Annotated in this window: 23 protein-coding genes and 1 pseudogene; 10 read left to right on the forward strand and 14 right to left on the reverse strand. The window is 70.2% G+C overall.

Annotated elements, in window-relative coordinates; genetic code table 11:
• Nucleotides 1-57: 57 nt before the first annotated feature.
• The 6 genes and pseudogenes from ACFWP7_RS37795 to ACFWP7_RS37820 all read left to right on the forward strand — a co-directional run bounded on the left by ACFWP7_RS37795 (nucleotide 58) and on the right by ACFWP7_RS37820 (nucleotide 4,978).
• Nucleotides 58-726 carry an amino acid ABC transporter permease gene (locus ACFWP7_RS37795; RefSeq protein WP_384391514.1) on the forward strand — a complete coding sequence of 223 codons (669 nt, stop codon included), beginning with the start codon at nucleotides 58-60 and terminating at the stop codon, nucleotides 724-726.
• Nucleotides 723-1,665, forward strand: a pseudogene (locus ACFWP7_RS37800) (amino acid ABC transporter permease). Before ACFWP7_RS37795 ends, ACFWP7_RS37800 begins: the two are co-directional and overlap by 4 nt.
• A 193-nt stretch (nucleotides 1,666-1,858) precedes the next feature.
• The gene (locus ACFWP7_RS37805) at nucleotides 1,859-3,553 is read left to right on the forward strand and encodes an FAD-dependent monooxygenase (RefSeq protein WP_384391517.1); all 1,695 of its coding nucleotides are present in this window, start codon (nucleotides 1,859-1,861) and stop codon (nucleotides 3,551-3,553) included.
• 178 nt (nucleotides 3,554-3,731) lie between these two features.
• Nucleotides 3,732-3,983, forward strand: a complete 252-nt coding sequence (locus ACFWP7_RS37810) for a putative leader peptide (RefSeq protein WP_384391520.1) — start codon at nucleotides 3,732-3,734, stop codon at nucleotides 3,981-3,983.
• Between the two features lie 75 nt (nucleotides 3,984-4,058).
• Nucleotides 4,059-4,586 (forward strand): cysteine dioxygenase, encoded by a 528-nt coding sequence (locus ACFWP7_RS37815; RefSeq protein WP_384391523.1) that lies wholly within the window; start codon nucleotides 4,059-4,061, stop codon nucleotides 4,584-4,586.
• Nucleotides 4,583-4,978, forward strand: a complete 396-nt coding sequence (locus ACFWP7_RS37820) for a rhodanese-like domain-containing protein (protein WP_384391526.1) — start codon at nucleotides 4,583-4,585, stop codon at nucleotides 4,976-4,978. Before ACFWP7_RS37815 ends, ACFWP7_RS37820 begins: the two co-directional genes overlap by 4 nt.
• A 296-nt stretch (nucleotides 4,979-5,274) precedes the next feature.
• Here ACFWP7_RS37820 and recX read toward each other — a convergent pair whose 3' ends face one another.
• The 4 genes from recX to ACFWP7_RS37840 form a co-directional block, all read right to left on the reverse strand.
• Complete coding sequence (gene recX, locus ACFWP7_RS37825; RefSeq protein ID WP_384391529.1) at nucleotides 5,275-6,162, reverse strand: recombination regulator RecX; 888 nt, start codon at nucleotides 6,160-6,162, stop codon at nucleotides 5,275-5,277.
• 3 nt (nucleotides 6,163-6,165) lie between these two features.
• Entirely contained in the window at nucleotides 6,166-7,290 is a 1,125-nt protein-coding gene (gene recA, locus ACFWP7_RS37830; RefSeq protein WP_384391532.1) for a recombinase RecA, read from the reverse strand.
• A 299-nt stretch (nucleotides 7,291-7,589) separates the two neighbouring features.
• Nucleotides 7,590-8,804 carry an AI-2E family transporter gene (locus ACFWP7_RS37835; protein WP_384391534.1) on the reverse strand — a complete coding sequence of 405 codons (1,215 nt, stop codon included), beginning with the start codon at nucleotides 8,802-8,804 and terminating at the stop codon, nucleotides 7,590-7,592.
• 60 nt (nucleotides 8,805-8,864) lie between these two features.
• A complete protein-coding gene (locus ACFWP7_RS37840) occupies nucleotides 8,865-9,059 on the reverse strand; it encodes a DUF3046 domain-containing protein (RefSeq protein WP_384391537.1) in 195 nt (64 codons plus the stop codon).
• 80 nt (nucleotides 9,060-9,139) lie between these two features.
• Here ACFWP7_RS37840 and ACFWP7_RS37845 point away from each other — a divergent pair, with 80 nt between their 5' ends.
• A complete protein-coding gene (locus ACFWP7_RS37845; protein ID WP_384391540.1) occupies nucleotides 9,140-10,093 on the forward strand; it encodes a hypothetical protein in 954 nt (317 codons plus the stop codon).
• A 114-nt stretch (nucleotides 10,094-10,207) separates the two neighbouring features.
• Here the strand turns inward: ACFWP7_RS37845 and ACFWP7_RS37850 are convergent, their stop codons facing one another.
• From ACFWP7_RS37850 to ACFWP7_RS37860, 3 genes are read right to left on the reverse strand one after another with little or no spacing between them, the layout of a single operon-like run.
• Nucleotides 10,208-10,516, reverse strand: coding sequence for an AzlD domain-containing protein (locus tag ACFWP7_RS37850; protein ID WP_384391544.1), 309 nt, complete (start codon nucleotides 10,514-10,516; stop codon nucleotides 10,208-10,210).
• The gene (locus ACFWP7_RS37855; RefSeq protein WP_384391590.1) at nucleotides 10,513-11,181 is read right to left on the reverse strand and encodes an AzlC family ABC transporter permease; all 669 of its coding nucleotides are present in this window, start codon (nucleotides 11,179-11,181) and stop codon (nucleotides 10,513-10,515) included. The genes ACFWP7_RS37850 and ACFWP7_RS37855 overlap by 4 nt, the downstream gene beginning before the upstream one ends.
• Entirely contained in the window at nucleotides 11,133-12,122 is a 990-nt protein-coding gene (locus ACFWP7_RS37860; protein ID WP_384391547.1) for an AraC family transcriptional regulator, read from the reverse strand. Before ACFWP7_RS37860 ends, ACFWP7_RS37855 begins: the two co-directional genes overlap by 49 nt.
• Before the next feature lie 223 nt (nucleotides 12,123-12,345).
• On the opposite strand from ACFWP7_RS37860, the gene ACFWP7_RS37865 reads away from it, so the two are divergent.
• From ACFWP7_RS37865 to ACFWP7_RS37875, 3 genes are all read left to right on the forward strand, one after another.
• On the forward strand, nucleotides 12,346-17,541 hold the full coding sequence (locus tag ACFWP7_RS37865; RefSeq protein ID WP_384391550.1) for an ATP-dependent helicase: 5,196 nt from the start codon (nucleotides 12,346-12,348) through the stop codon (nucleotides 17,539-17,541).
• 122 nt (nucleotides 17,542-17,663) lie between these two features.
• Nucleotides 17,664-18,563, forward strand: a complete 900-nt coding sequence (locus tag ACFWP7_RS37870) for an Fpg/Nei family DNA glycosylase (protein WP_384391552.1) — start codon at nucleotides 17,664-17,666, stop codon at nucleotides 18,561-18,563.
• Nucleotides 18,564-18,595: 32 nt separating this feature from the next.
• Nucleotides 18,596-19,360, forward strand: coding sequence for an SDR family NAD(P)-dependent oxidoreductase (locus tag ACFWP7_RS37875; RefSeq protein ID WP_384391556.1), 765 nt, complete (start codon nucleotides 18,596-18,598; stop codon nucleotides 19,358-19,360).
• 208 nt (nucleotides 19,361-19,568) lie between these two features.
• Here the strand turns inward: ACFWP7_RS37875 and ACFWP7_RS37880 are convergent, their stop codons facing one another.
• The 7 genes from ACFWP7_RS37880 to ACFWP7_RS37910 form a co-directional block, all read right to left on the reverse strand.
• A complete protein-coding gene (locus ACFWP7_RS37880; protein WP_384391559.1) occupies nucleotides 19,569-19,796 on the reverse strand; it encodes a hypothetical protein in 228 nt (75 codons plus the stop codon).
• 98 nt (nucleotides 19,797-19,894) lie between these two features.
• Nucleotides 19,895-20,380, reverse strand: a complete 486-nt coding sequence (locus ACFWP7_RS37885) for a Dps family protein (RefSeq protein WP_384391561.1) — start codon at nucleotides 20,378-20,380, stop codon at nucleotides 19,895-19,897.
• A gap of 205 nt (nucleotides 20,381-20,585) precedes the next feature.
• Entirely contained in the window at nucleotides 20,586-20,963 is a 378-nt protein-coding gene (locus ACFWP7_RS37890) for a helix-turn-helix domain-containing protein (protein WP_384391564.1), read from the reverse strand.
• A 109-nt stretch (nucleotides 20,964-21,072) separates the two neighbouring features.
• Complete coding sequence (locus ACFWP7_RS37895; protein ID WP_384391593.1) at nucleotides 21,073-21,618, reverse strand: CinA family protein; 546 nt, start codon at nucleotides 21,616-21,618, stop codon at nucleotides 21,073-21,075.
• Nucleotides 21,615-22,328 carry a CDP-diacylglycerol--glycerol-3-phosphate 3-phosphatidyltransferase gene (gene pgsA, locus ACFWP7_RS37900; RefSeq protein ID WP_384391567.1) on the reverse strand — a complete coding sequence of 238 codons (714 nt, stop codon included), beginning with the start codon at nucleotides 22,326-22,328 and terminating at the stop codon, nucleotides 21,615-21,617. The genes ACFWP7_RS37895 and pgsA overlap by 4 nt, the downstream gene beginning before the upstream one ends.
• Nucleotides 22,325-23,797, reverse strand: a complete 1,473-nt coding sequence (gene rimO, locus ACFWP7_RS37905) for a 30S ribosomal protein S12 methylthiotransferase RimO (protein ID WP_384391570.1) — start codon at nucleotides 23,795-23,797, stop codon at nucleotides 22,325-22,327. Before rimO ends, pgsA begins: the two co-directional genes overlap by 4 nt.
• A gap of 106 nt (nucleotides 23,798-23,903) precedes the next feature.
• Nucleotides 23,904-24,755 carry a helix-turn-helix domain-containing protein gene (locus ACFWP7_RS37910; protein WP_384391572.1) on the reverse strand — a complete coding sequence of 284 codons (852 nt, stop codon included), beginning with the start codon at nucleotides 24,753-24,755 and terminating at the stop codon, nucleotides 23,904-23,906.
• Between the last annotated feature and the right edge of the window lie 28 nt (nucleotides 24,756-24,783).

Below are 24,783 nucleotides of genomic sequence, written 5' to 3' on the forward strand. Positions count from 1 at the left end.
GGGCGGCGGCGCGCCATGCCCTCCACGTAAGCCCCACACCCGGAAGCGCGGGAGATCGTGTTCGACTTTCTTGAAGGTTACGACGTCCTCGGGGCGTTCTGGATGACGGTGAAACTCACCGCCCTCTCCGCCCTCGGCTCCCTGGTCCTGGGCACCCTGCTCGCCGCCATGCGGGTCAGCCCGGTCCCGCTCATGCGCGGATTCGGCACCGCCTACGTGAACATCGTCCGGAACATCCCCCTGACCGTCATCATCGTCTTCACCTCGCTCGGCCTCGCCGACATCTTCGGCGTGACGATGGGAGCGCCCGACAATTTCGACACCCAGGGCTTCCGCCTTGCCGTACTCGGTCTGGTCGGCTACCACGCCGCCTTCGTCTGCGAGGCGCTGCGCTCCGGTATCAACACCGTGCCCCCGGGACAGGCCGAGGCGGCACGCGCCATCGGGCTGAGCTTCAGTCAGGTCCTGAGGCTCATCGTCCTTCCGCAGGCCTTCCGTTCGGTCATCGGCCCGCTGGCCAACGTACTGATCGCGCTGACCAAGAACACCACGGTGGCGGCCGCGATCGGCGTCGCCGAGGCTGCCTATCTGATGAAGGAAATGATCGAGAACGAGGCTCAGACGGTCGCCATCGGTGCGGTCTTCGCCTTCGGGTTCGTGGTACTGACCCTGCCGACCGGCCTCATCCTCGGCTGGCTGAGCAAGCGACTGGCGGTGAAGCGATGACCTCCGTGCTCTACGACACCCCGGGTCCCCGCGCCAAGCGGCGTAATGTGATCTTCTCGGTGATCTTCTTCGTCCTGCTTGCCCTCTTCCTGTGGTGGATCTGGCAGACCATGGACGGCAAGGGCCAACTGAAGTGGGACCTCTGGCAGCCGTTCACCACGTCGCAGGCCTGGACGACCTACCTGCTGCCGGGCCTCGGTGACACGCTGAAGGCCGCGGCGATCTCCATGGTGATCGCCCTTCCGCTGGGCGCGTTCTTCGGCATCGCGCGCCTCTCCGACCACCGATGGGTGCGGGGCGCAGCCGGAACGGTGGTCGAGTTCTTCCGGTCGATCCCCGTCCTGCTGCTGATGCTGTTCGCCAACGAGTTCTACGTCCGCTCCACGGACATCGGAAGCGAAGAACGGCCTCTCTACGCGGTCGTCACCGGCCTGGTGCTCTACAACGCCTCGGTCCTCGCCGAGATCGTACGAGCAGGCATTCTCTCCCTGCCCAAGGGGCAGTCGGAGGCCGCCATGGCGGTCGGTCTGCGCAAGGGCCAGACGATGACGAGCATCCTGCTTCCGCAGGCCGTCACCGTGATGCTGCCGGCCATCGTCAGCCAGCTCGTCGTCATCGTGAAGGACACCGCGCTGGGCGGCGTGATGCTGGGCTTCACCGAGCTGCTCAACTCGCGCAGCACGCTGGCGGCCAACTACGCCAACGTCATCCCCAGCTTCATCGTGGTGGCGGTCATCTTCATCATCGTGAACTTCATCCTCACCAGCTTCGCCAGTTGGCTGGAGGCCAGGCTGCGGCGCAGCAAGAAGGGCACGGGCGTGGTCCTCGGCGAGGATGCGGTGGAGATCAACCCCGCCGCGGTGGGGGGGCGGTTTCGGGACCGGTGGCGAGGGCGGCGGCCCTAGTGGCTTCACCTTCACCGACAAGCCACCCCAATGATCTGATGTACAGTCAAGTGGCCTGAACGACATGCTTGAACGACACGGAGGCAGTGGCATGATCGCCACTGCCTCCGTCACTTGACGCAAGCACCGGCAATAGGTTGCATACGTTCTGTGATCGTGCACCCCGCTCCACCTGCCTGTTCCCGTACGTCCCTCAGGGCTCCGCTCCGGGCAGGGGGCACCGCGCCGTGGACCCGGTGATCATCGTAGGAGCGGGGCCCGTGGGGCTCACGCTCGCCCTTGCGCTCGCCCGCCAGGATGTCCCCTCCGTGGTGCTGGACGAAGGACCGGGCAAGGAGGAACAGCGCCCCGCGCGAACGGTGGTTCTGCGCGAGGACACGGCCGCACTCGTTGAACGGCTGACGGGTTCCCCCCTCTCCAAGACCGGTCTCCGTTGGGCCGGATGGCGGTCGATGCGGCGCAAGCAGGTGATGCGCGAGATCAGGTTCGGTCAAGAGGGTTCCGAGGACGTGGAGAGCCCGGGCCGCGCGGTGGGCCCCGCCGGTGCGGACGTTCCGGGCGCTGCCGAACCCTTCGGCGCCCCCTTACACCTCGCCCAGCACATCCTCACCGCTGCCCTGCGCGGAGCCATCGCGGGCGAACGACTCGTCAAGATCGCCACGAACAGCCGCCTCGATTCCGTCGAGCAGGAGACCTCCGGCATCACCGCGCACACCCGCGGCCCCAAGGGCACCTGGTGGCGCGGCAGTTACCTCGTCGGCTGCGACGGACCACGTTCGACGGTGCGCAAACTCCAGGACATCCGCTTCCCGGGCCGTACCGCCGTCGAACGACACGCCGTAGCAGCGCTGCGTACGGAACTTCCCTGGCCCGGCGAGGCGTTGTTGCACCGGATGCCGCCGTGGCGGACGTCGGGCCCCTGGGCCGGAGAGGTGACCGCACGCCCCCTCCCCGACAGCGTGTGGCGGCTGGACTGGCTGCTGCCCCCGGGCAAGGACCTGGTCACGCCCGACCTGCTGGTGGCGCGCATCCGGGAGACCCTCGGAGGCTGGAGCGGCGGCTCCACCCCTCCGTACGAGCTGCTCGACACCGGAGTCCACACCGTCCACCACCGCCTCGCCCGCCGGTGGCGGTCCGGCCGTGTCTTCCTCGCCGGGGACGCCGCGCACCTGCTCGGCGCGCTCGGCGCACAGGGCCTGGACGAGGGGCTGCGGGACGCCGACAACCTCGCCTGGAAGCTGGCGCTGGCCTGGCATCACGGGCCGCACGAGGCGCTGCTCGACAGCTACCAGGCCGAGCGACGCGCGGTCGTCGCCGGCCGACTGCGGGCCGCCGACCAGACACTGCCCCTGCTGCGCGGCGGCGGAGGACTGCGCTCATACGTCCCCGGATCGGCCCGGGGACACGACACGCTCCTCACGGACGGTCACCTGGGGCGCGGTCCGCTGGGCGCGCCGGGGGCGTACGCCGATTCACCCCTCGCGCCTCCGTACGCCGAGTCGGAGATTCCCGTGGACACGACGCCCGGTGCGCCGGTCGTCGACGTACGGGTGACGGCCGAGGACGGCTCCTTCGTACCGTTGCGGGAGCGGCTCGGGCGCGGGGTGCTGCTGGTCGTGCTGATCGCACCGGGCACCGGCGTGTGGGAGCGCAAGCACTGGGTGACGGCCGGAATCATGCCCCGGCTCGCGGCAGCCGTGACCGCCCTGCCGCACCCGGCCGAACTGCTGGTCGCGGAGAGTTACCCCGGCGCGGCCGCACACACCGTACTGCTCGTCCGCCCCGACGGACACCTGGTCACCGCGTTGAGCGGGGTCCGCCCGGCCGATCTGTACGCGGCGGCCGAGGCAACGCTGGGCGGACCGGCGAAGACGGAGGCAACGGCGGACGCAACGGCGGAGGCAACGGCGAGTACGGGCTGATCCGGGCGGTCCTTCCACCCCCCGGGGTTCTCACGCGGCGGTCCCTCCTGGCTGCCCGGAGTGGTCCTGGGAAGGTCGGTCGTTCAAACCCGCCCTGGGTGGTCATGGGGCGATCACTCAAGCCCGCCCAGAGCACTGATCCTGCGGTCGCCGAAGCCCGCCGGGAACGCTGATCCGGATGTTCCCTCCAGGCCGTCCGAGGTGGCCATGGGACGGTCGCTCAAGGCCGCCCAGAGCACTGATCCTGCGGTCGCTCACGCTTGCCCCGAGGTGTCGAACACCAGGTGGTCCACATAGTGACTGTCAGTTGACCCTTCTCCACCGCCATGGTGTACTCCGGATCGTGACCGATACCTGTGTGCACCTGTGGCGGAGGGTCCATATGGACCTGCTCCGCTATGCGGGCTGCATCTGTCACTCGTCCTGCTGATTCGCATCCTTCTCCCCGCGTGAGCCGACCCTTCATGGCCGCGGGTTCCCAGGCGAAACCCTCAGGACGGTACGTGTGTCTGTGTCACCCTCTGTTTCCGCTCCCCCGCAAACTCCCACCCAGGCCGAGCTGCTCGACTTTGTGCGCCGCAGCGCCGCCGACCTCGAGCTGATCGCCTCGCTGCCGCTCGATCCCGAGGGCCGCACCTGGGTACGTCTCGAAGGCCCCGGAGGCAGCGAGGCCTGGCTCATCGGCTGGCCTCCCGGCACCGGAACCGGCTGGCACGACCACGCCGACTCGGTCGGCGCCTTCCTCACCGCTTCGGGCGAACTCAAGGAGTACTCGCTCGCCGCTCGACTTCCCACCGACGGCTGGAAGACCCTCGAACTCAACGAAGGGGTGGACCGCGAGCGCCGGTTGACGGCCGGCAAGGGCCGCGCCTTCGGCCGCCACCATGTGCACGAGGTGCTCAACGAGTCCACCGAGGAACACGCGATCTCGGTCCACGCCTACTACCCGCCGCTGCCCCGGATCCGCCGCTACAGCCGTACGGGTCAGGTGCTGCGCCTGGAGCAGGTCGAGCGCCCGGAGGACTGGCAGTGACCGCTCAACGCCCACTGGGTGTGGACGAGTTGCTGGACCAGGTCCGCGAGGGGCTCGACCGCGTGGAGGCCAAGGAGGCCTACGACGCCGAGCAGGCCGGCGAGGCCCTCCTGGTCGACATCCGGTACGCCGCCCTCCGCGAACGCGACGGCCTGATCCCCGGCGCCCTCGTCGTCGAGCGCAACGAACTGGAGTGGCGGCTCGACCCCCAGGGCAGCCACCGAGCCCCGGAAGCCACGAGCCACGACCTGCGGGTAGTGGTGGTGTGCAACCAGGGGTACGCATCGAGCCTCGCCGCTGTGTCCTTGCGGCAGTTGGGACTTCACCGGGCGACCGACCTGGTCGGAGGCTTCCAGGCTTGGAAGGCGGCCGGGCTTCCGGTGACGGGCTAGTCCGTAGCCCCTACAAGGCGGACGGGTCTCCGGTGACGAGTTGGTCCGAAGCCCAGACAAGGCGGCCGGCCTTCCGCTGACGAGTTAGTCCGAAGCCCGTAGACCGAAGCCCGTACGAGGAGTTCTTCCCTGCCGCTGCGCTCGCTCGGCACGAGTCGCTGGCACACCTTCCGGTTCGTCCGCGTCCCGAGTGCACTGATGTGGTCGGAGTTCCGCACGTCGCACGTGGAGGTCTTCGCGTGCGACGTGCAGTTCTTTACGTCGTGCCTACGGTTCTTTACCGGCCCTCCGCCGGATCAGAACCCCTCGTCCTCAAGACCTTCCGTGTCCTCGCCCTCTTCCTCCAGCGCCTGGCGGACCACTCGCAGGGCCATGCCCTGGGGGTAGCCCTTGCGAGCGAGCATGCCCGCGAGGCGCCGCAGACGCTTGTCCCGGTCGAGACCGCGGGTGGAGCGCAACTTGCGGGCAACCAGTTCGCGCGCGGTCGCCTCCTCCTGCTCGGAGTCGAGTTGTCCGACCGCCTCGTCGATCAGCGTCGAGTCCACGCCTTTGGTCCGCAGCTCCTGCACAAGTGCCCGTCTGGCCAGGCCCCGGCCGTGATGCCGGGACTCCACCCAGGCGTCGGCGAAGGCGCTGTCGTTGATCAGGCCGACCTCTTCGAAGCGTGACAGCACCTTCTCCGCCACGTCGTCGGGGATCTCGCGTTTGTGCAGCGCGTCCGCGAGCTGTTTCCGCGTGCGCGGGGTCCCGGTGAGCAGGCGCAGACAGATCGCCCGCGCCCGCTCAACCGGGTCCGCTGGGGGCTCCCCCTTCTCGGCCCTCGACGAGGAAGGGGCACCTCCGTCCTGCGGGTCGCCGGACGGCTCACCGAAACCGCCACGCCTCCGGCGCCCTCGTCCACCGCGTGGCCCGCCGTCACCACGTCGGCCACCGCCCCGGCGCGAGCCGCCGCTGGGCGAACCGTCGCCCCAAGGCAAGCCCTCGCCGCCCCGTGAGCCACTCTCCGGCAACGCCCCCGTGCCGTCCGGATCGCCGCCGTGGAACCCGTCGACACCGGACGTCCCACCGCCGTACGCCCTCGCACCATCTCCGGCCGAGCCACCCACGCCCCCGTCGTACCCCTGCTCTTGCCCCTCCGGGGCAGCAGGGTAGGCGTACTCGGCCCAGTCGGTTCGTCGCGTCATCGGCTAGCTCTTGGCCACCGCGGTCTTGGGCTTGGAGGCCTTGGCCGCCGGAGCGGGCACCGTCTTGGCGGCCCCGTCCGATGCGACCGAGACCGCCGCGTCCGCACCCGGCTCGGCAGTGGGCTTCTCCGGCCTCACACCGACGCCCAGCTTCTCCAGGATCTTCTTCTCGATCTCGTTGGCGAGATCTGGGTTGTCCTTGAGGAAGTTGCGCGCGTTTTCCTTGCCCTGGCCGAGCTGGTCGCCCTCGTACGTGTACCAGGCGCCGGCCTTGCGGACGAAGCCGTTCTCCACGCCCATGTCGATCAGGCCGCCTTCACGGCTGATGCCCTGCCCGTAGAGGATGTCGAACTCGGCCTGCTTGAAGGGCGGCGCGACCTTGTTCTTGACGACCTTGACGCGGGTGCGGTTGCCGACTGCGTCGGTGCCGTCCTTCAGCGTCTCGATGCGCCGGATGTCGAGCCGCACCGAGGCGTAGAACTTCAGCGCCCGGCCACCGGTCGTGGTCTCCGGGGAGCCGAACATCACGCCGATCTTCTCGCGGAGCTGGTTGATGAAGATCGCGGTGGTGCCGGACTGGCTCAGCGCACCGGTGATCTTGCGGAGCGCCTGGCTCATCAGACGGGCCTGCAGACCCACGTGCGAGTCGCCCATCTCGCCCTCGATCTCCGCGCGCGGCACCAGGGCGGCGACGGAGTCGATGACGATCAGGTCGAGCGCGCCGGAGCGGATCAGCATGTCCACGATCTCCAGCGCCTGCTCGCCGTTGTCCGGCTGCGACAGGATCAGGTTGTCGATGTCGACGCCGAGCTTCTTCGCGTACTCGGGGTCGAGGGCGTGCTCGGCGTCCACGAAGGCCACCTGGCCGCCTGCCTTCTGCGCGTTCGCCACCGCGTGCAGAGTCAGCGTTGTCTTACCGGAGGACTCCGGGCCGTACACCTCCACCACTCGGCCGCGCGGGAGTCCGCCGACGCCGAGGGCGACGTCGAGCGCGGTCGACCCGGTGGGGATGACCTCGATGGGCTCATTCGGCCGCTCACCCAGGCGCATCACCGCGCCCTTGCCGAACTGTCGTTCAATCTGTGCGAGTGCGGCGTCCAACGCCTTCTCGCGGTCGGTTCCTGCCATGGGTTCCACCCGATTTACTTGAGTCGATCGCTTCACGTCAAAGACGCTAACGCCTGCCACTGACAATGCGCTCCGACGCCCGTCCGGCCTGTGGATAACTCGGGCACATCTCCGTGAAAACCCTGCCGAAATCCCCGTAGAGAACTCCGCCGGAGACTCAATGAGAATGGATGTTCGATTTTAGTGTCAAGCGCACCACGCGGCATCACCGAGAGTACGTTCGCGCTCCGACACCGGCTGAACGCTGGCCTCGCACCTCAACCGTGGCGTCGGCACAGGAGCCCGAGTCCGGGCCGTCCTCACCTGTTGAACAACCGCCGCACCCGCGCGAAGAGGGGGCTCGAGCCCGGTTCCCGGTGACCGTGCACCCGGGGGTCGTCCGTGACGTCGTACCGCTTCACATAGGCACCCAGGAATGCCTGGAGCGTGGCGACCGCGGGGATGGCGATCAGTGCGCCGACCGCACCGAGGAGGGCGCTGCCCGCGACGACCGATCCGAAGGCGACCGCAGGGTGGATGTCGACGGTCTTCGCGGTCAGCTTGGGCTGCAGCACGTAGTTCTCGAACTGCTGGTAGATCACGACGAAGATCAGCACCCACAGCGCATACCAGGGATCGACCGTGAAGGCGATCAGCATCGGCAGAGCGCCCGCGAGATAGGTGCCGATGGTGGGGATGAACTGCGAGACGAGGCCCACCCAGACGGCGAGCACGGGCGCGTAGGGCACGGTCAGGGCTTCCAGCAGAACGTAGTGCGCGACGCCGGAGACGAGCGCCATCAGGCCGCGCGAGTACAGATACCCGCCGGTCTTGTCCACGGCGATCTCCCACGCGCGCAGCACCTCGGTCTGCCGGGCGGGCGGCAGTACCGAGCAGAGTGCGCGGCGCAGCCGCGGCCCGTCCGCGGCGAAGTAGAACGAGAACAGCGTGATCGTCAGCAGTTGGAAGAGGCCGCCGAGCACCTGGGCGGAGACGTCCAGGACGCCGGTGGCGCTGTTCTGGACGTAGTTGCGCAACCAGTCGGAGCGGAGCAGGCCCTCCTGTACGTCGACCCGCTTCAGGTCTGTGTTGAAGTGCGCGTTGACCCAGTTGATGACGGAGTCGAGGTAGTCCGGGAAGTCCTCGACGATCTTGATGATCTGGCCCGCGAGCATGGAGCCGAGGAGGGTGACGAATCCGGCGGCGAAGATCAACAGGCCGAGGAAGACCAGGAACGTCGCAAGCCCCCTGCGCATGCCCCGCGAGGCCATCCGGCTCACCGCGGGCTCGATGGCGAGTGCCAGGAAGAACGCGATGAGGATGTTGATCAGCAGGCCGGTGAGCTCGTGGAACGCCCAACTGCCCAACTGGAACACGGCGATGAGCGCGAGGGCCAGCACCATGGCGCGCGGCAGCCAGCGCGGCATGCGTCCGCCCTGCTCGACGGCGTCCCCGGCCGGGGGGCCGGCGGGCGGCGTCGTGCCGAACGGTGATGCCTGCTGGGCGACCTGAGAGGTCTCATCTGTCGGGGCCACGGAGCAAGTCTCGCCCACGCCACCGACAATCGAGCGCCGCCCCCGGATCTTCGTGCCCCGTCAGCGGTTCTCGTACGGAACATCCACGGCCGCACACACCACGCGCCACACGTCCTTGGCCTCCCAGCCCGCGTCCAGCGCCTCCTGAACGGTCCGCCCACCGAGCTCTGTCATCACGTGATCGCGCGCGAAGGTTTCGGCGTACCCCGCACCGAAGTGATCCGCCATCCGCTGCCAGAAGACCGTCAACCGCATGACTCCAGTATCCCGCTCCTGAGGGTGGGCCCGAGCCGGGACCACTTGCCGAGACCGCTTTCCGTCCTACGGTCGGACCCATGGCCGAATCAGGAGCATCCCCACTCCCCCCGACGCCCCCGGCGCACTCCCCGCTGGCGCGCGCCGAGCACTTCGTCTGGCTCACCGCGCGCGTGCTGGAGCAGCGCCGCTACGAATACCACTTTCTGAACAGCGATGTCGGCGGCGCCGACGCGGTGGAGACCGCGCTGGCCGCCTATCGCAATGACGACGACGGCTACGGTCACGCGCTGGAGCCCGATCTGCGCGGCCCTGTCAGCCAGCCGCTGCACACCGGGCACGCGCTGCGCGTGCTCGACTCGATCGGGCGCTGTGGAGGACAGCGCGTGGAGCGTGTGTGCCGCTATCTGACCGCTGTCTCGACGCCGGACGGCGCGCTGCCGACGATCCATCCCAGCCAGCGCGGCTATCCGACGGCTCCCTTCGTGCCGGTCGTCGACAACCCGCCGAGCGAACTTCTCGCCACCGGGCCCGTGGTAGGCCTGCTGCACCGCAACGAGGTGTGGCACGCCTGGCTGTTCCGGGCGACGGACTTCTGCTGGCAGGCGATCGACTCCCTGGAGAAGTCACATCCGTACGAGATCGAGGCCGCCGTGACCTTCCTCGACTCCGCGCCCGACCGCCCGCGCGCAGAGGCGGCCGCCGACCGGCTGGGCCGCCTGGTGCGCGAACACCGGCTCGCGGCGCTGGACCCGGAGCGCCTGGAGGCGTTCCCGGTCGCGCCCGGATACGCGCCCGGTGAGCGCCATTTCCCCCACGACTACGCGAAGACCCCTGGCTCACTCGCGCGCGCGTGGTTCACCGACGAGGAGATGACGCGCTCACTCGACCACCTGGCGAACGATCAGCAGGAGGACGGCGGCTGGCCGATCCGCTGGCGCCAGTGGGCACCGGGCACGGCCCTGGAGTGCCGCCCCATCGTGACGATCGAGGCGCTGCGCACCCTACGGGCGTACGGCCGCTCCATCGGCTGACCGTGCGGGTGCCGCGACGGGCCAAGGGCGTACGGCCCGCCGACTCCAAGGCGATGGCGGCGGCCCATGGGTCTGCCGCGCCCCTCTCCACCACGAAACCTGTTGCACCGCACCTCACCCCGTCATCGCCCGCACCCCGGCCGTCACCAGCACGGCCGCGGCGACCACGAGCAGGAAGGGGGCGCGCAGGATCAGTGCGACGGCGGCCGCGGCAAGCCCCGCTGCTTTCGCATCCAGCACCAGGACGTGCCCGTCGGCGAAGGTCTGCTGAGCCGTGAGGGCGGCAAGGAGGGCGACGGGCAGCAGTGCGGCGAGTCGCTGGACGAGCGGCCGCTCCAGTACGCCGGCGGGGACCAGCAGTCCGATGAGCTTGACGACATAGCAGCCGACAGCGGTCGCGCCGATCGCGATCCAGATATTCATCGGTCCTCCCCTGGTGCTTCGTCGGCGGCCTTCGCACTGCGGCGGCCCTCTACGTAGAGGGCAACGGGAGCAGCGAGCGCGGCGACCAGGACGGGGACCCCGGCGGGCAGCACGGGCAGCAGACCGAGGCCCAGAAGGACCGCGAAAACCGCGACCACACGCTCCGTGGTGGTCTTCAGCATCGGTGCGAGCAGTGCGAGGAAGACGGCGGGTCCTGCTGCATCCAGCCCCCAGGCATCGGTGTCTCCGATGGCCTCGGCGCCGACAGCGCCGAGCAGCGTGGTGAGATTCCACAGCACGTAGAGGGTGAGCCCCGTGACCGTGAAGCCGATGCGGACGCTACGACGGGTGGGCTGAGCGAGGGCGACCGCCGTGGTCTCGTCGATGACCCACTGCGCGGCGAACGGGCGCACCGCGCGCGGGAGGGCCAGCAGTTGCGACAGACGCAGTCCGTAGAACGCGTTGCGCACCCCGAGGAAGAAAGCGCTCGCGGCCGCCGTGAGCGGGTTCCCGCCGGCCGCGAGCGCGCTCACGAGCGCGAACTGTGAGGCGCCGGTGAACACCAGCAGGCTGAGCGCGCAGGTCTGCAGCAGAGTGAGCCCGCTGCCTGCCGAGGTCACCCCGAAGGCGAAACCGGACAGTCCGACGGCGACCCCGACTCCCAGAGCGTCTCGGACGACGGCCGCGTCGGGTTTTCCACCGTCTTCTTCATGTGCTTCTGCAAGAGCTGTCTGTTCTGCCACACCCCGGACGGTAGGAGCAGCGGCCCGTCGCCGTCTTGTACGTTCTTGCGCTCCCGCTGGTAAGCGCCCGGGGGCACGCCCACGATCCGGGTGAAGTGGCGGTTGAGGTGCGGTTGGTCGGTGAAGCCGACGGCCACGGCTGCCTCGGCGGGTGCGGAACCGCTGTCCAGGAGGTGGCGGGCCCGGCGTACCCGGGCATCGGTCAGCCAGGTGTGGGGCGGCATGCCGTAGGCCTCGCGGAACGCGCGCAGCAGCGCGAACGGGCTGGTGCCGAGGTCGGTGGCGAGCCGCTCCAGCGGCGGGGGATCGGCCATCCGCTCTTCCAGCACAGCACGCGCGCGTGCCGCGATCCGGGCGCCGGCGGTGTGCACGGCCCGCTGCGGCAGTATGCCCCCGTTCAGGCGCAGCAGCCGGGTCACGGCGACCCGCAGCAGGGTGTCGGCGGCGAGCGCATTGTCCTCTTCCGCGGCCCGGAGCACCTGGTGGACGAGATTCACGGCGTACGGGTCGTCGAGCACCGGGCTGGTGAATCCGGGGGTGCCGCGGATGGTGGTGGTCTCGGCGGCGATCTCGGCCACCAGCTCCGGCGACGGGTACACCACGCCGTACTGCCAGCCTTCGGGGACGCCCGCGCGGCCGGTGTGCGGGGTGTCTGGATTGATCAGCGCGACGGTGCCCGGGCCCGCGTACTGGTCGGTGCCGCCGTGGTGGAAGACCTCCACCCCGTCGGCGATGGCGGCGATGACGAAGTTCTCGTGGGTGTGCCGCACGAAGATCTTCTCGACGTATCGGGCCCGCAGCAGGTCGACACCCGGCAGTTCCGCGTACTGCCAGTGCCGCGCCTTCTCCGCCGAACCCGCCATGCCCCCATTGTGCGTCAGCGGTGCCGATGGCCTCATGCCGTGAGCCGAGCCTCCGGCTGAGGTCGCGTTCGGCGCACCCGTACGAGGCCGCTCCCACCGACCGAGGCGGCCCAGCCGACCGGCGCCACTGCCGCCGTACGGCCCTCCGTCCCCCGGCACAACCTCCGTCATCACATTTCCGCAGGTCAGAGCGATTGTCAGTGGCCGGGTGCAGGATGGACGCATGGTCAGCTCCGCACACCGAGCCCTCGACGGCTTCTCCCCCGCGACCCGCGGCTGGTTCACGGGGGCGTTCTCCGCGCCCACCGCGGCCCAGGCCGGGGCGTGGGCGGCCATCGGTGCGGGCTCGGATGTCCTTGTCGTCGCCCCGACCGGCTCCGGCAAGACTCTGGCCGCGTTCCTCGCCGCGCTCGACCAACTCGCCTCGACCCCGCCGCCTGCCGACCCCAAGAAGCGCTGCCGGGTGCTGTACGTCTCACCGCTCAAGGCCCTGGCGGTGGACGTGGAGCGGAACCTGCGCAGTCCGCTCACCGGCATCCGGCAGGAGTCGGTGCGGCTCGGGCTGCCCGAGCCCGAGGTGAAGGTCGGCATCCGCTCCGGCGACACCCCGCCCGCCGAGCGCCGCGCCCTCGCCATCCGTCCGCCGGACATCCTGATCACCACCCCCGAGTCGCTGTTCCTGATGCTGACGTCGGCCACGCGCGAGGCGCTGACGGGCATCGAGACGGTGATCCTGGACGAGGTGCACGCGGTGGCGGGCACCAAGCGCGGCGCCCATCTCGCGCTCACCCTGGAGCGCCTCGACGAGCTGCTGCCCAAGCCGGCCCGCCGCATCGGCCTCTCCGCCACCGTGCGTCCGGTGGACGAGGTCGCGCGCTATCTGTCACCCCAGCGCAAGGTGGAGATCGTCCAGCCGCCGTCCGGCAAGGAATTCGACCTCTCCGTAGTCGTCCCGGTCGAGGACTTGGGCGAGTTGGGCGGCTCTCCGGTCGCCGATGCCAACGAAGGCGCGGAGAAGCCCTCTATCTGGCCGCACGTCGAGGAGCGGATCGCCGACCTCGTCCAGTCCCACCGTTCCACCATCGTGTTCGCCAACTCCCGCCGCCTGGCGGAGCGACTCTGCAACCGGCTCAACGAGATCGCGTACGAGCGGGCGACCGGCGAGCCCCTCGAAGAGGCCCACGCCCCTGCCGAGCTGATGGGCGGCTCGGGCGCGGCACAGGGCGCCCCACCGGTCCTCGCCCGCGCGCACCACGGCTCGGTCTCCAAGGAGCAGCGTGCCCTCGTCGAGGAGGACCTGAAGGCGGGCCGCCTGCCCGCCGTGGTCGCCACCTCCAGCCTCGAACTCGGCATCGACATGGGCGCGGTGGATCTCGTCATCCAGGTCGAGTCGCCGCCGTCCGTGGCCTCCGGGCTCCAGCGCGTGGGCCGGGCGGGCCACCAGGTGGGTGCGGTCTCCACGGGCGTCGTCTTCCCCAAGTACCGTGGCGACCTGGTGCAGGCCGCCGTGGTCACCGAGCGGATGCGCACCGGCTCCATCGAGTCCCTCCGGGTGCCGGCCAACCCGCTGGACGTGCTCGCTCAGCAGCTCGTCGCGATGACCGCCCTCGACACCTGGCAGGTCGACGACCTGCTCACCACGGTCCGCCGTGCGGCGCCCTTCGCCTCGCTCCCGGAGTCGGCGTTCACGGCCGTCCTCGACATGCTCGCGGGCCGGTATCCGTCCGACGCCTTCGCGGAGTTGCGGCCCCGAGTGGTGTGGGACCGTGTCGCCGGTACGGTCACCGGGCGCCCCGGTGCGCAGCGCCTCGCCGTCACCTCCGGGGGCACGATCCCCGACCGCGGCCTCTTCGGGGTCTTCCTCGCGGGAGCCGACCCCAAGAAGGGGGGTGGCCGGGTCGGCGAGCTCGACGAGGAGATGGTCTACGAGTCCCGTGTCGGCGACGTCTTCACGCTCGGCACCAGCTCCTGGCGCATCGAGGACATCACCCGCGACCGCGTCCTGGTCTCTCCCGCACCGGGTGTCCCCGGCAGGCTGCCGTTCTGGAAGGGCGACCAGCTCGGCCGCCCACTCGAACTGGGCCGCGCGGTCGGCGCGTTCCTCCGCGAGGTGGGCTCCCTCCCCAAGGAAGACGCCCGGCCCCGGCTGCTCGCCGCGGGACTGGACGCCTGGGCAGCCGACAACGTGCTCTCGTACCTCGCCGAACAGCGCGAGGCATGCGGTCACATCCCGGACGACCGCACCATCGTCGTCGAGCGGTTCCGCGACGAGCTGGGCGACTGGCGAGTCGTCGTGCACTCCCCCTTCGGCGCACAGGTCCACGCCCCCTGGGCCCTCGCGCTCGGCGCCAAGCTCTCCGAGCGCTACGGCATGGACGCCCAGGTCATGCATGCGGACGACGGCATCGTGCTGCGGCTGCCCGACGCCGATCTGCTGAGCCTGGACCTGCTCGACCAGGCACCGACGAAGGCCGGGCTGGAGTACGACGCCGACCAAGCCCCCGTCGGCGCCGCGGACGTCGCCTTCGACAAGGGTGACGTCAACCAGATCGTCACCGACCAGGTGGGCGGCTCGGCGCTGTTCGCGTCCCGTTTCCGCGAGTGCGCCGCTCGGGCCCTCCTGCTGCCGCGCCGCAGCCCCGGAAAGCGCACTCCGCTGTGGCAGCAACGGCAGCGCGCCGCCCAACTACTTGAGGTGGCAAGCGAGTACGGTTCGTTCCCGATCGTCCTGGAGGCCGTTCGCGAATGCCTCCAGGACGTCTTCGACGTCCCTGGCCTCACAGAGCTGATGGGCGACATCGAGTCCCGCAAGGTGCGCCTGGTCGAGGTCACCACACCGGAGCCCTCGCCGTTCGCCCGCTCGCTGCTCTTCGGATACGTCGCCCAGTTCCTGTACGAGGGCGACTCACCGCTCGCTGAGCGGCGCGCCGCCGCCCTGTCCCTGGACTCACGGCTCCTCGCCGAACTCCTTGGCCAGGCCGAGCTGCGCGAGCTGCTCGACCCCGAGGTTCTGACCGAGCTCGAGCGGGAACTCCAGTGGCTCACCGAGGACCGCCGCGTCAAGGACATCGAAGGCGTCGCGGACCGACTGCGCCTGCTCGGCCCGCTCACCGCCGCGGAACTGGCCGAGCGCGGCGCCGAGCCGCAGTGGGCCCAGGAACTGGCCGCCTCGCGCCGCGCCATCCGGGTCCGGGTCGCCGGAGCGGACCACTGGGCCGCGATCGAGGACGCGGGCCGGCTGCGTGACGCGCTCGGTACGGCCTTGCCCGTCGGTGTCCCGGAGGCCTTCACCGAACCGGTCAAGGACCCGCTCGGCGACCTCCTCGCGCGGTACGCGCGCACCCACGGCCCGTTCACGTCGACGACGGCCGCCGCCCGCTTCGGGCTCGGCACGGCCGTCACGGACGGCGCCCTGCAGCGACTCGCCTCGGCCGGACGCGTCGTGCAGGGGGAGTTCCATCCGGCCGGGATCGGTCAGGAGTGGTGTGACGCGGCGGTGCTGCGCAGGCTGCGGCGCCGTTCGCTCGCGGCTCTGCGTCACGAGTTGGAGCCGGTGCCGCCCGCCGCGCTCGCGCAGTTCCTGCCGCAGTGGCAGCACATCGGCAGCGGTCATGGGCTGCGCGGCATCGACGGACTGGTGCGCGCCATCGAGCAGTTGCAGGGCGCGTCGGTTCCCGCCTCCGCGCTGGAGAAGCTCGTCCTGCCGTCCCGGGTCACCGGCTACGCCCCCGCACACCTTGATGAGCTCACCGCGGCCGGCGAGGTGGTCTGGGCCGGGGCCGGGTCACTGCCGGGCAAGGACGGCTGGGTCTCGCTGTACCTGGCGGACGCCGCCCCGCTGCTCCTTCCCTCCCCACACCCCTTGGAGCTCACCGCCCTCCACCAATCCATCCTGGACGCCCTATCCGGGGGCTACGGCCTCTTCTTCCGTCAGATCACCGACCAGGTCCGCGCGACCACGCACCCGGACGTCACCGATCCTCAACTGGCCGACGCGGTCTGGGACCTGACCTGGTCGGGGCGGCTCACGAACGACACGCTCGCCCCCATGCGCTCCCTTCTGGGCTCTGGCCGCACCGCCGGATCCACGGCGCACCGCGCCAAGCGCTCGATGCCACGCGGACGCTACGGCTCCGTGACCGGCGCCGCGCGCCCCCAGTCCCGTACCGGCCCGCCGACCGTGGCAGGCCGCTGGTCCCTGCTCCCCGACCGTGAGCCCGACCTCACCGTGCGCGCCCATGCCCTGGCCCGCACACTGCTCGACCGGCACGGCGTGGTGACCCGAGGCGCTGTCGCCGCCGAGGGCGTCGAGGGCGGTTTCTCCGCGATCTACCGCATCCTGTCCGCCTTCGAGGACAGCGGCCAGGCACGACGCGGATACGTGGTCGAAGGACTCGGCGCGGCCCAGTTCGCCATGGACGGCGCGGTGGACCGCCTGCGCGCGGCGGCGAACGCCCGGGACCGGGGCGAAACCCTGTCCGAACCGGACCTGCTCCCGAACGGATTCCCGGACCAGCACGCCTTCCCGGACGACCGCTACTCCACGAGTACCGCAAGCTTCCCGACCGACCGCGGCTCCTCAGACCCCCAGGGTTCTGCAGGCACGGCACACTCTCCCGGCCGCCACTCCTCCGCGGGCACCCCGGACTTCCCAGGCGACGCCAGTTCCCCACCCCACAGCGCCGCCGCCAGTCACCGCGACACCCCGCGCGCTCCCGGCTTCCCGGGCGACGACGACCACACCTCCGGCTTTCCCAGCGGTCTCGATCCGACCGACTCCCTCAGCTTCGTCGACGCTCCCAGCCATCCGGACGACCGCGACAACCTCCACGACCCGGAGGACTTCGACCCCGCGAACTCCTCCGACTTCCCACCCGACTCCAGCCTCACCGACGACCACAGTTTCTCCGCCGACTCGGCCGACTCCGCCTTCTCAACCCGCTCCCCCTCCCCCTCCCCCGTGGGCCCTGGATTCCCCAACATCGCCGGCCCCCCGAACAACCGCCCCCGCCCCCGCAGCCGCGCAAGCTCCCAAGCCATCGTCCTTGCCGCCGCCGACCCCGCCAACGCCTACGGCGCGGCCCTCCCGTGGCCCGAGCCCCCGACCGGCGCAGGACACAAGCCCGGCCGGAAGGCAGGCTCCCTGGTCGTGCTCGTCGACGGCGAGCTGACGCTGTACATGGAGCGCGGCGGCAAGACCCTGCTGGCCTGGCCCGCCGACCCGGACGGCACCATCACGCAGGACGCCCGTCTGCGCGCCGCCGCCGAGTCCCTCGCGGCAGCGGCCCGCGCCGGCTCCCTCGGCACGGTCACGGTGGAACGCGTCAACGGCACCTCCGCCCTGACCTCCCCCTTCGGCACCCTCCTGGAAGGAGCAGGCTTCATCGCGACCCCCCGCGGACTGCGCCTGCGCGCGTAGCGCCTCCCAAAGACACAAACCAGCTCCGAGCAACCCGCCCCCTGCCCCAGAGACACCCGCCCACCCGCCGGAGCACCCCGAGGCACCCCGAGTCCCCCTCCCCGACATGCCACCCTGGACCCATGCCCGAAGGAGACACCGTCTGGCAAGCCGCGAGGCGGCTGCACACCGCCCTCGCCGGCAAAGTGCTGACCCGCTCCGACCTGCGGGTACCGAGGTATGCCACCGCCGACCTCACCGGCCGCACCGTCCTGGACGTGACCCCGCGGGGCAAACACCTTCTCACCAGGATCGAGGGCGGTCTGACCCTGCACTCGCATCTGCGGATGGACGGTTCGTGGAAGGTGTACGCGAACGGGCAGCGCTGGAGCGGCGGCCCCGCCCACCAGATCCGAGCCATCCTCGGCACCGTGGACCGCACGGCCGTCGGATACCGGCTCCCTGTGCTGGAACTGATCCGCACCACCGACGAGGACCGCGCCGTGGGCCACCTCGGCCCCGACCTCCTGGGCCCGGACTGGAACCCGGACAAGGCCCTGCAGAATCTGCTGCGCGACCCAGCCCGCCCGCTCGGTGAAGCCCTGCTCGACCAACGCAATCTCGCCGGCATCGGCAACGTCTACAAGAGCGAGCTGTGCTTCCTCCTCGGCGTCACCCCCTGGCTCCCCATCGGCGCGCTCCCCGCCGACCGCGCCGCTCACCTGCCCGCCCTGGCGAAGAAGCTCCTCGAATCCAACCGAGACAGCCCGACCCGCAACACCACGACCCCCAGCACCGCGGCCCGCAACACCACGGGTCGCAGCACCCAGGGACACAGCGCCACGGGACGCGACCAGAACCTCTACGTGTACGGCCGCACAGCCCGCCCCTGCCTGCGCTGCCACACCCCGATCCGCTCGGCCGACCAGGGCGACGGCTCCCGCGAGCGCCCCACCTACTGGTGCCCGACCTGCCAAACCGGCCCCACACCGCCACCGGGCGCCGCCAAACCCCGCACAAGTAACCGCCGTACAGCCAATTGACGACCCGTCAGAAACCCTCGTACGGTCCCTTCATGGCCCTCAAGGCGTACGACCTCACCGGACGCACCGCGTTCGTCACCGGCGCGGCAAGCGGCATCGGCCGCGCGTCCGCCGTTCTGCTCGCCGAGGCGGGCGCCACCGTCCACTGCGCGGACCGCGACGCGCAGGGCCTGCATGAGACGGCAACTCTGATCAAGGGGCAGGGCGGCACCGCCCACACCCACCCGCTCGACGTGACCGACCGCGAACAACTCAGGCAGGCCGTCGCATCCTGCGAACGCCTCGACGTCATGGCGGCGGTCGCCGGGATCATGCACAGCAGCCCGGTCCTGGAGACCACGGACGAGGACCTGGACCGCGTACTGAGCGTCAACTTCAAGGGCGTGCTGTACGCCTGTCAGGAAGCGGCCCGCGCGATGATCGACACCGGTACCCGGGGCAGCATCATCACGATGGCCTCTGGCGCCGTAGACACGGGCGGCCCCGGCCTGTTCTGCTACGGCGCGGCGAAGGCGGCGGTCGTCCAGTTGACGAAAACCCTGGCGACGGAGACCGGCCCGCACGGCATCCGCGTCAATGCGGTGGCGCCCGGCTGGATCCGTACGCCGATGACCAACCGGCACGACGGGGAGGCACACGCACATACCGAGGCATTCATGGCCCGACTGGCCCCGCTGGGCCGCGTCGGCGAACCGGAGGACGTCGCCCACGCCGTACTGCATCTGGCCTGCGACGCCTCGGCGTTCACCACGGGCCAGATCCTCCGCCCCAACGGCGGCGTCGCCATGCCTTGGTAGCCCCCGCTCCAGAAACTCGTCCACCCCTTTCCACTCCCCACCCGCGATGCCCGAGCGCCACACCCACCGGGAGCACTGCAGCCCCCACCCCACAGCAGGCCCACGCGCCCCCGACGACACCCGCGCACCCCGCCCCACCCACGCCTTCGGAACACAGCACACCGGCAGCAGAGACTCAGCCTCCAGCCCCCTCCGCACCGCCCCCGCCTCACTCCCCCACAGCAGCCCCACGCGCCCCCGACGACACCCGCACGCCCCGCCCCGCCCGCGCCTTCGGAACACAGTGCACCGGCAGCAGACTCAGCCCCCAGCCGCCGGCCGCGACCGCCCCCTCCAAGACCCCCGCGCCAGGCACCAGGGCGAGCCGGAGCACACTCCACCACCACAGCCCGCCAAGCCCCAGAGCCACCCCCCAACGCACTATTCGCCCTACCATGGCCGCCACCTCCAGCCCGAAGCTAGAACACCGCCCTCACGCCCGACAGAGCGCACCGGCGGCACACAGACGCACCCTGAGCCCGCACAGCGGGCGGGTCACCGGTTCTCCGCCTCGACGTTCTCCGCCTGGAACATCCAATGATGCTTCTCGAGGTCGGCCGTGATCCCGATGAAGATGTCCTGGCTCACCGGATCGGGGTCCCCGGTCGCCGCCACCCGTTCCCGCATCCGCGTGATCACCGCGCTCAGCGCATCCACGAGCGCCCCGACGGCGTCCGTGTCCTTGACCCAGCCGTTGGGCGTCGAGCCGATGCCACTGGTTGAGGCCACGGTGGCGGCGCGTCCATCGGGTGAGACGCCCAGTGTCGAGGCGCGCTCCGCCACGGTGTCGGAGTGCAGCCGCGCGGTGTCCACGACCTCGTCGAGCTGCAGATGGACGGAGCGGAAGCGTGGTCCGACCACGTTCCAGTGGATCTGCTTCGCCACCAGGGAGAGGTCGACCAAGTCGACCAGTGCGCCCTGCAAGGCCTCAGCCACGGTCTTCAGGTCCGCTTCGGGCAACGAGCTCTTGACGACGTACATCAGAATCCTCCGATTCTCGCGACGCCACCAACAATGTCATATACGCACAATTCGGGTCACTCGAAGGCGAGTGGAAGTGAGTGGGGACGAGCGGGGCAATCGAAGGCATGCAAAAGCCCCGGCCAGTTCCTCCAGGTCTCCCCGAAGGCCCCGACCAGGGCTTCCTACAGGCTTTCGCAGTTCATGAACGCCACCATCGTGGGCGTCAGGCGGCGACGACGTCGACCGCCTCCGCAGGCGCCTTGATCGTGACCCGTTCCGGTGGCACGCCGGTCACCGATACGGAATTGAGCATCGGGCGACGTACCGGTGCGGGCACCTGTTCGGTGGCCGCAGCCGACCGTGCCAGCTCGGCGAGGGCGAGCTCGTCGCTCACTTCTCGCATGAGCTCGGACATCCGTACGTCCAACGCGTCGCAGATCGCGGAGAGCAGCTCGGAGGATGCCTCCTTCTGCCCCCGCTCCACCTCGGAGAGATAGCCGAGTGAGACTCGGGCGGACGAGGAGACTTCGCGCAGAGTACGGCCCTGGCGCTGGCGCTGCCGACGCAGCACGTCACCCAGCAGGCGACGGAGCAGAATCATCGGTGGCTCCCTCCTCGGACCGCGTAGCCGCATCCTTCACGCCCCACCGTACCGCCTTGCGCCGCGGCCGTGCGGGGAGCGATGTCGTGTTCACTCAGGGCTGCAAACATCAAAACCCCCCGTTCTGTTCCGTATCCTGTGCCCGCTCATTCCCGGTCTGTTCGCCCGCAAGCTCCTTCAGGAGCAGTGCGAGTACGCTCTGTGCACTCTCCATACGGATGTCCGCACGGCCGCCGTTCAACCGCAGCGGTACGACTTTCCCGCCACCGGCGGCATCGGAAAAGGCGTCCGAGGGTCCGTCGACGGCCACGAATACCGTGCCGACGGGCTGTCCGTCCTGCGGATCGGGCCCTGCGACACCGGTCGTCGCGATCCCCCAGTCCGCGCCGAGAGCCTTGCGCACGCCGGCCGCCATCTGGGCCGCGACCTGCGGATCCACCGCCCCACGCTCGGCCAGCAGAGTGGCGTCGACGCCGAGCAGTTCATGCTTGAGCTCGGTGGCGTACGCGGTCACGGAGCCACGGAAGGCCTTGGACGCCCCAGGCACCGCTGTGATTTCCGTCGCCACCAGGCCACCGGTGAGGGACTCGGCCACGGCAAGCGTCTCGCCCCTCACCGTGAGTAGTCGCAGCACTTCAGCGGCCAGGGAGTTCACCACTTCGCCCCCTCGGTGGCCGCCAGGCGCTCGGCGAGCCCACTCCGGCGCAGCACAATGGCTTGTCTCACATAGTCGAGCCCCGTGACCACGGTCAGGACGACCGCCACAGCCATCACCCAGAACCTCAGGGTGGCCAGCGGCCCCGTCAGTGCCAGGACGTACATCCCGACCGCCGTGCCCTGGACCAGCGTCTTCAGCTTGCCGCCGCGGCTTGCCGGGATGACCCCGTAACGGATCACCACGAAACGAAGCAGGGTGATCCCGAGCTCTCGCCCGAGGATCACCCCCGTCACCCACCACGGCAGATCGCCGAGGGAGGACAGACAGATCAGCGCCGCGCCCATGATCGCCTTGTCGGCGATGGGGTCGGCGATCTTCCCGAAGTCGGTGACGAGGTTGTACGTGCGCGCCAGATGACCGTCGAAGATATCGGTGATCATGGCGACGGCGAAGGCCGCCCAGGCCCATGCGCGCATCGCGGGGTCGTACCCGCCATCGGCCAGCATCAGGGCGACGAAGCCGGGCACGAGGACGAGCCGGAGCATGGTCAGAAGGTTGGCGATGTTCCAGAGGCTGGCCTGGTTGACGGCCGCAGCGCCCAGCTTCCCGGCCCGCACCGGCTTCGCGCCCCCCGGTGCGCCGGGAGCGCCCGCCGCCCCTTTCGCGCTGGGGGAGCCGCCCGTCGCGGATGCCGGGGCTCCGGTCATCTGCCCGCCTCCTCAGTACACGGGAGCGAGCCCAGAAGCGGCTCGGCCACCAGGTCGACACCTTCCGTACCGACCACCTTGGCCTCGACGATACGGCCGACGGTCAGACCTTCGCCGCTCGTGAAGAGCACCTGGCCGTCCGTCTCGGGCGCCTGGTGCTCGGCGCGCCCGAAGGCGCCCTCCGCGGAGTCCACCGACTCGACCAGGACACTCACCGTCTCCCCGACGCGCTCCTCCGCCCGCTGCGAGACAAGCTCCTCGGCCAGCCGGGAGACGCGCGCCAGCCGCTCCGCGACCACGTCCACGTCGAGCTTGTGCTCGTACGTCGCCGCCTCCGTGCCGTCCTCGTCCGAGTACCCGAAGACACCGATCGCGTCGAGCCGCGCACCCGTCAGGAACCGCTCCAACTCGGCGAGATCGGCCTCGGTCTCGCCCGGGAAACCCACGATGAAGTTGGACCGCACACCGGCCTGCGGAGCCTTGGAGCGGATGGTGTCGAGCAGTTCCAGGAAGCGGTCGGTGTCACCGAAGCGCCGCATCGCGCGTAGCACATCGGGCGCGGAGTGCTGGAAGGAGAGGTCGAAGTAGGGCGCGATGTTCGGCGTCGAGGTGAGGACGTCGATGAGCCCGGGGCGCATCTCGGCAGGCTGCAGGTAGCTGACCCGCACGCGCTCGACGCCCTCGATCTCCGCCAGCTCGGGCAGCAGCGTCTCCAGGAGGCGGATGTCGCCGAGGTCCTTGCCGTACGAGGTGTTGTTCTCGGAGACCAGCATGACCTCCTTGACGCCCTGCTCGGCGAGCCAGCGGGTCTCGTTGAGCACGTCGCTCGGGCGGCGCGAGATGAACGAGCCGCGGAAGGACGGGATGGCACAAAAGGAGCAGCGCCGGTCACAGCCGGAGGCGAGCTTCACCGAGGCGACGGGCGAGCCGTCGAGGCGGCGGCGCAGGGGTGCGCGGGGGCCGGACTCCGGAGCGACACCGTCCGGAAGGTCGGAGGGGGCGCCGTGGCCGGGAAGCGCGACGTCGGAAACAGACTGCCGCTCGGCCGGGCTGATCGGCAGCAGCTTGCGACGGTCGCGGGGGGTGTGCGCGGCGTGGATGCCGCCGTTCAGGATGGTCTGGAGGCGCTCGGAGATGTCGGCGTAGTCGTCGAAGCCGAGTACGCCGTCGGCCTCGGGCAGCGCCTCGGCGAGCTCCTTGCCGTACCGCTCGGCCATGCAGCCCACGGCCACGACGGCCTGGGTTCTCCCGTGGCCCTTGAGGTCATTGGCCTCGAGGAGGGCGTCGACGGAGTCCTTCTTGGCGGCCTCGACGAAGCCACAGGTGTTGACGACGGCTACGTCCGCGTCCTCGGCGTCCTCCACGAGTTGCCAGCCGTCCGCCTCCAAGCGGCCTGCGAGCTCCTCCGAGTCCACCTCGTTACGGGCGCAGCCAAGGGTGACGAGTGCGACGGTACGGCGTTCAGGCATGGGCTCAAGACTACTTCGTCCCACTGACACCCCACGTCGACGGGGTTGGCCGATCTTGGCCAACCCCGTGAGTGCCCGTCTCTTTGGGGGTACTCCCTCGAGTCGCTTATCCGACTTCGGGGTCGCCCTTCGTGTAGGTGAGGCGCTCGACCTGACCGGGCTGGAACTCGTCCGCGATTTCCTTGCCGTTCACGTGCAGCTGAATGGCGCCCGCGTCGCCAAGGACCAGATCGATCTTCTCCTGGTCCTGGAAGGTCTTGGACTGGCCTCGCTCCAGGAGGCCGTCGAAGAGCAGCCGCCCGTTGTGGTCCTTGGCGGAGATCCAGCTGCGCCCGTCGGGGGCGCTCACCTGGACGGTCACCTTGTCCTGCGGGGCGGCCGCGATGGCGCTGTCGGACGGCTCCGGCTTCGGGTCGACGGGCTTGGCCGTGGTCGGCTTGGCCGCGGGCTTGCTGGTGGTCGGCGTGGAACCCTCGGCGACCTGCGTGTTCGAGTCGTCCCCGCCGTCGCCCTTGACCATGGTGAAACCGACGAAGCCGATCACCGCCACGATCGCGGCGACCATGGCGGCGGTCCAGTTGGGACCGCGGCGCTCGGGACGGATGCGTTCCGCCTCGAAGAGCGGGGCGGCCGGCGTCGGCGCGGGACGCCCGCCGTGCTCGGCGTCGTAGCGCGCAAGCAGCACGGCGGGATCGATGTGCACGGCGCGTGCCAGGGTCCGGATGTGACCGCGCGCGTAGACGTCACCCCCACAGGGAGCGAAGTCGTCCTGCTCGATCGAGTGAATGATGGCGATGCGGACCCGGGTGGCGTTGCTGACGTCATCGACGGTCAGCCCGGCCGCGATGCGGGCCTGCCGCAGGGCACGGCCGATCGAAGGCTGCTCTGCCGCGCGGTCGTCTTCGAACGGACGCTCGTCTTCGGGGGAGTTGCCGTCGGGGGTATTGCCGATGGACACGGGGGCGCCTTTCGAGCGTGTAGCCACC

The organism is Streptomyces sp. NPDC058470 (assembly GCF_042721055.1).
Classification (GTDB): Bacteria; Actinomycetota; Actinomycetes; order Streptomycetales; family Streptomycetaceae; genus Streptomyces.

What these genes read in the sequence shown, in the direction of transcription:
- ACFWP7_RS37860 (WP_384391547.1), bottom strand. Translation starts at nt 12,122, where the DNA reads ATGGCGGGTTCGGCGGAGAAGGCGCGGCACTGGCAGTACGCGGAACTG.
- ACFWP7_RS37870 (WP_384391552.1), top strand. Translation starts at nt 17,664, where the DNA reads ATGCCCGAAGGAGACACCGTCTGGCAAGCCGCGAGGCGGCTGCACACC.
- ACFWP7_RS37865 (WP_384391550.1), top strand. Translation starts at nt 12,346, where the DNA reads ATGGTCAGCTCCGCACACCGAGCCCTCGACGGCTTCTCCCCCGCGACC.
- ACFWP7_RS37885 (WP_384391561.1), bottom strand. Translation starts at nt 20,380, where the DNA reads ATGTACGTCGTCAAGAGCTCGTTGCCCGAAGCGGACCTGAAGACCGTG.
- ACFWP7_RS37880 (WP_384391559.1), bottom strand. Translation starts at nt 19,796, where the DNA reads ATGGTAGGGCGAATAGTGCGTTGGGGGGTGGCTCTGGGGCTTGGCGGG.
- pgsA (WP_384391567.1), bottom strand. Translation starts at nt 22,328, where the DNA reads ATGACCGGAGCCCCGGCATCCGCGACGGGCGGCTCCCCCAGCGCGAAA.
- ACFWP7_RS37875 (WP_384391556.1), top strand. Translation starts at nt 18,596, where the DNA reads ATGGCCCTCAAGGCGTACGACCTCACCGGACGCACCGCGTTCGTCACC.
- rimO (WP_384391570.1), bottom strand. Translation starts at nt 23,797, where the DNA reads ATGCCTGAACGCCGTACCGTCGCACTCGTCACCCTTGGCTGCGCCCGT.
- recA (WP_384391532.1), bottom strand. Translation starts at nt 7,290, where the DNA reads ATGGCAGGAACCGACCGCGAGAAGGCGTTGGACGCCGCACTCGCACAG.
- ACFWP7_RS37850 (WP_384391544.1), bottom strand. Translation starts at nt 10,516, where the DNA reads ATGAATATCTGGATCGCGATCGGCGCGACCGCTGTCGGCTGCTATGTC.
- recX (WP_384391529.1), bottom strand. Translation starts at nt 6,162, where the DNA reads ATGACGCGACGAACCGACTGGGCCGAGTACGCCTACCCTGCTGCCCCG.
- ACFWP7_RS37890 (WP_384391564.1), bottom strand. Translation starts at nt 20,963, where the DNA reads ATGATTCTGCTCCGTCGCCTGCTGGGTGACGTGCTGCGTCGGCAGCGC.
- ACFWP7_RS37810 (WP_384391520.1), top strand. Translation starts at nt 3,732, where the DNA reads ATGTTCCCTCCAGGCCGTCCGAGGTGGCCATGGGACGGTCGCTCAAGG.
- ACFWP7_RS37845 (WP_384391540.1), top strand. Translation starts at nt 9,140, where the DNA reads ATGGCCGAATCAGGAGCATCCCCACTCCCCCCGACGCCCCCGGCGCAC.
- ACFWP7_RS37840 (WP_384391537.1), bottom strand. Translation starts at nt 9,059, where the DNA reads ATGCGGTTGACGGTCTTCTGGCAGCGGATGGCGGATCACTTCGGTGCG.